This is a genomic window from Mycobacterium sp. (assembly GCF_049280035.1).
GTDB lineage: Bacteria > Actinomycetota > Actinomycetes > Mycobacteriales > Mycobacteriaceae > Mycobacterium.
The window spans coordinates 1-4006 of record NZ_JBAPPI010000629.1 but is presented as its reverse complement, the minus strand read 5'-3'; the positions used below and the strand labels follow the sequence as shown (position 1 = coordinate 4006).

Here is a 4006-nt window from a genome sequence, read left to right as displayed (position 1 = left end):
AGCAAGTGATGAGGGACTGGCGCGCCGCGCTGGCGCAGGTGATCGCTGACCCCAACGGCGGGCCGGCGGCCGCGGTGTTGGCCCGCCAACGCATCGACGGGGCGTTCCGGAAGGTGGTGCGGCGCGGCAAACGGATCACGGCCGACTCGCCGAGCGAGCAGGTGCATGAACTGCGGAAGCGCTGCAAGGAATTGCGCTATCTGCTCGAGGTATTCCGGCCATTGTGTGCCGACGGGCCGTATCGCCCGCTGATCAAAGAGCTCAAGGCGTTGCAGGACACGCTCGGCGACTTCCAGGATGGCGAAGTACAGCGTGAAGCCGTCCGAGAATTTGCCGCGGTAATGATGGAACAGGGCGCCGCGCCGCCGGCAACCGTGCTCGCGATGGGGGAATTGGCTGCGCAGCTCGATGCACATCAGCTCAACGCGCGGGGGGCGCTGGTGGGTCGGCTGCAACCCTTCCTGGCCAACGAGAATCGTGCCCGAGTGAAGGCGCTGGTGCGCCGATGAAAATCTATGCGACCTACAACATCAAGGGCGGTGTCGGCAAGACATCGGCCGCGGCCAACCTTGCGCATCTCGCCGCGCGCGGCGGTTACAACGTGCTGTTGTGGGATCTGGACCCGCAGGGCGCGGCCAGTTATCTTTTCCGGGTCCGGCCCAAAGTCAAGGGCGGCAGTCGAGCGCTGGTCGACGGCACGCGATCGCTCGACGACGCGATCAAGGCCACCGATTTCGACGGGCTTGACTTGCTGCCAGCCGATTTCCGCTACCGCAACATGGATTTACAGCTTGACGACGTGGCGCGACCGACCCGCCGGATTCACCAGCTGCTGCGACCGCTCGAGGACGAATACGACGTGGTTTTCCTCGACTGTCCACCGAGCATTTCGCTGTTGTCGGAGAACGTATTGCATGCGGTCGATACGCTACTGGTGCCGATGATTCCGGCCACGCTATCGGTGCGCACATTCGATCAATTGTCCGGCTTCGTCAATGATTTCGACGGCCGCAAGCCGCAGGTGTGTGCGTTCTTCTCGATGGTGGACGGGCGCAAGCGGCTGCACCGCGACCTGATGGAACAGTTGTCGGCCGAACGACGGGGAATCTTGAGGACGGCCATCCCGGCACTGTCGATCATCGAGCAGATGGCCGAACAACGGGCGCCGGTGACCGCGTTCGCCCCATACAGCGTCGCAGCCAAGTGCTACGAAGCGCTGTGGTATGAGGTGAACGGAGTGATCGGATAAGACGGCCGTGCCGGGATACCTAGCCGCTGCGACGATCGTGCTGCTGATCGGCATGGTCTTAACCAGAGTCTTGCTCTTGAGCAGGACCGGAACGCGCGCAATGCGTTTCGGCAGCATTGACAAGACGGATTTTGTCATTCCGCCGGTCGCGCTGTTCTACTTCTACACCGTCTTTGCCGCGGCGTTCGGTTGGCCGCTGCTCGGCGGCCGAAGGTTCTTTCAGTCCGACGCTATGGCCTGGGTCGGAGTCGGATTGTGTTGTGGTGGCTTACTCGTGCTGCTGGCGAGCTTGATCTCGTTCGGCAAGAGCTTTCGGGTTGGCATCGACGTCGACCGTCCCGACGAGCTGGTCACCACCGGAGTGTTTGCATGGAGCCGTAACCCGATTTACGTCGCACTGTTTCTCGTTCTGGTGGGCCAATTCTTGGTGTTCCCGAACTGGGTTCCTTCGGCTTACCTCGTTGCGGGTACCTGGCTTTTCCATCGTCAGGTTTTGCGCGAAGAGGAATTCATGCGAGGGCAGTACGGCGAAGAGTACGCGGTCTATTGCCGACGGGTGAGACGATATGTCTAGCTTTGCGGTTCGTGTTGTGCGACAACAGCTTTAGCTTGACGACTTCTGGGTGCCGGCCGCCTCAGCCGCCAACGCAACGACCCGGTGGCCACTGCGCCTAAGCCGACCAGCATCGCCATATCGAACAGCCACCGGCCAGTTGAGTGTGTCCACGAATCATCGGAGGCTGCCAGCAGATTTACCGCGGGCACATCGACGGTGGAGGCCGAGGCGGCGAAACCCCACCGGGACGGCACGAACCAAGAGATCTGCTCCAAGCCTAAACGGCCGCCGATCGGGAACATCGCCCCGTCGAACACCGCCGAAATCAGGACGATCAGCACGGCCATCAAGAGGATCTGCTCGACGTAAGACGCCAGCGATGAGAAGGCGAGCGCGACCATCGCCGAGACGATGGTGGTGATGGCCAGTATTACGAACAGCTCGAAGGCGGCCGCGAACGTGCCATCACCGAGCAGCACGGCGCCTTGAGTGGGCGCGCCTTTGCCGACCACAGCGGCAGTGGTCATGATGGCGGTCGCGACGATGGCAACAAAGCTGTAGACGATCATCTTGGCGGCCACGAACGCCGACGCCGACAAACCGTTGGCTTGTTCGCGGCGGAAGATACGTCGTTCGCCGAACAGGTCACGGATGCCCAGCGCGGTGCCCATGACGACGGCGCCGATGGTGAGCACGGCGAGGATCGCAACGGCTTCGTCGGGACTGCTGCCGTACGGGTTCGCCGGGCCCAGGCCGGCGTGGCCGGGCACCAGCAGCGAGATCGCGCCGAACAGCACCGGCAGGATGGTCAGGAAAATGAAATACCGCTGATCACCGACCACGAGCCAGGCCTGTCGACGGGCCGCGATGACGATTTGGCGCCACCGACTTAGGTGTGCCCCCCGGGCAGGCGCCGCGGTCGGAGTTGGTGCGGCCGGAGGCGGGGTCTCCGGCTGGCGGGCCAGATACGCGTCGTGTGCGCCATACGGATCCGTGCTGACCCGCGCGATGATTTCCGCCCAGTCGGTGGTGCCCAGCTCGGCGCCGATCTGCGCGGGCGATCCGGCAAACGCCGGCGTGCCCGTCCCGGTGAGGAGCACGACCTGGTCGCAGCTGTCGATGTCGGTCGGTGACGTGGTTGCCACCACGACGACACGTCCCTCGTCGGCGAGTCGCCGCAGCGTCGCCCTCATCTCGCCGTGGGCGGCCGCGTTGAGTCCGGCGGTCGGCTCATCGAGGACAAGCAGTGACGGCTCGGTCAGCAGTTCCATGGCCATCGATGCGCGCTTGCGCTGCTCGGCGGTGAGCTTGCCGACCTGGACGGTGCGCAGCAAGTCCAGCTTCATCTCGTTGAGTGAACGATGCACGCTTTGGCGGCGGTGATCAGCGGAAGTGCTAGGCGGCAAACGCAATTCAGCGGCATAGCCCAACGCTTGCTCGACGGTCAGCGCGGGATGCAGCAGGTCGTAGCGCGGCACGACTCCGATGCGCGCCCGCAGGTGATCGGCCGCAACGTCGTGGCCGTCGAAATGGACTGTGCCGACACTTGGTTGCACCGCTCCGCCCAGCACGTCGACCAGAGCAGCTGTGCTCGCCTCCGAGTGCCCGATGACCGCAGTAAGTGTTTCCGGCTCAGCGGTGAAGGACAGGTCCGCCAGTACCTGCTCGCCATCGACGCTGAGCCGCACCTGACGTGCCTCCAGCGGACCGGTCTTGACCGCCGCTCGCGGGGCTGGGGCTTCTGCTGCCGTTGTCTCCGGTGCCTGTGTGTCTGGCGTGGCCTCGTGGGCCCGGGGTTCGGGGCGCTGCGGTCGCAGTTTTTGTATCGCGCCGGTCAGCGCCTCGACGAACCCCTTCCGCTTGCGCGGGGCCGGCGGCGGCTGCGTTGACGGCGGCCAGGGGACTGGCGGTGCCGGTTGCTCCCAATGCGTTGTCGGGTCGACGCGATGCGGTTGCGGCGGCATCGGCATGGCAGGCGGCGGCGGAACCGGCGGTCGCTCTGCTGCCTGTGTCTCCGGTGCATCCGGCCAGCGCAACGCGGTGGTGGGCGCGGCCTCGTGGGGCCGGGGTTCGGGGCGCTGCGGTCGCGGTTTTTGTATCGCGCCGGTCAGCGCCTCGACGAACCCCTTCCGCTTGCGCGGGGCCGGCGGCGGCTGCGTTGACGGCGGCCAGGGGACTGGCGGTGCCGGTTGCTCCCAATG

Annotated in this window: 4 protein-coding genes; 3 read left to right on the top strand and 1 reads right to left on the bottom strand. The window is 65.1% G+C overall.

Going from position 1 to position 4006, the window contains the following annotated elements:
- The 3 genes from WAN71_RS20170 to WAN71_RS20160 all read left to right on the top strand — a co-directional run.
- Positions 1-509: CHAD domain-containing protein (locus tag WAN71_RS20170; protein WP_422227024.1), on the top strand; the 509-nt coding region annotated here is incomplete at its 5' end.
- Positions 506-1249: a ParA family protein gene (locus WAN71_RS20165; protein WP_422227023.1), complete on the top strand. Its 744-nt coding sequence runs from the start codon at positions 506-508 to the stop codon at positions 1247-1249. The genes WAN71_RS20170 and WAN71_RS20165, both read left to right, overlap by 4 nt.
- A gap of 7 nt (positions 1250-1256) precedes the next feature.
- A complete protein-coding gene (locus tag WAN71_RS20160) occupies positions 1257-1823 on the top strand; it encodes a methyltransferase family protein (RefSeq protein ID WP_422227022.1) in 567 nt (188 codons plus the stop codon).
- Here the strand turns inward: WAN71_RS20160 and WAN71_RS20155 are convergent.
- Positions 1820-4006, bottom strand: a 2187-nt coding sequence (locus WAN71_RS20155) for an ATP-binding cassette domain-containing protein (RefSeq protein WP_422227021.1), incomplete at its 5' end; no start/stop codon positions are given. The two genes, WAN71_RS20160 and WAN71_RS20155, sit on opposite strands and share 4 nt — an antisense overlap.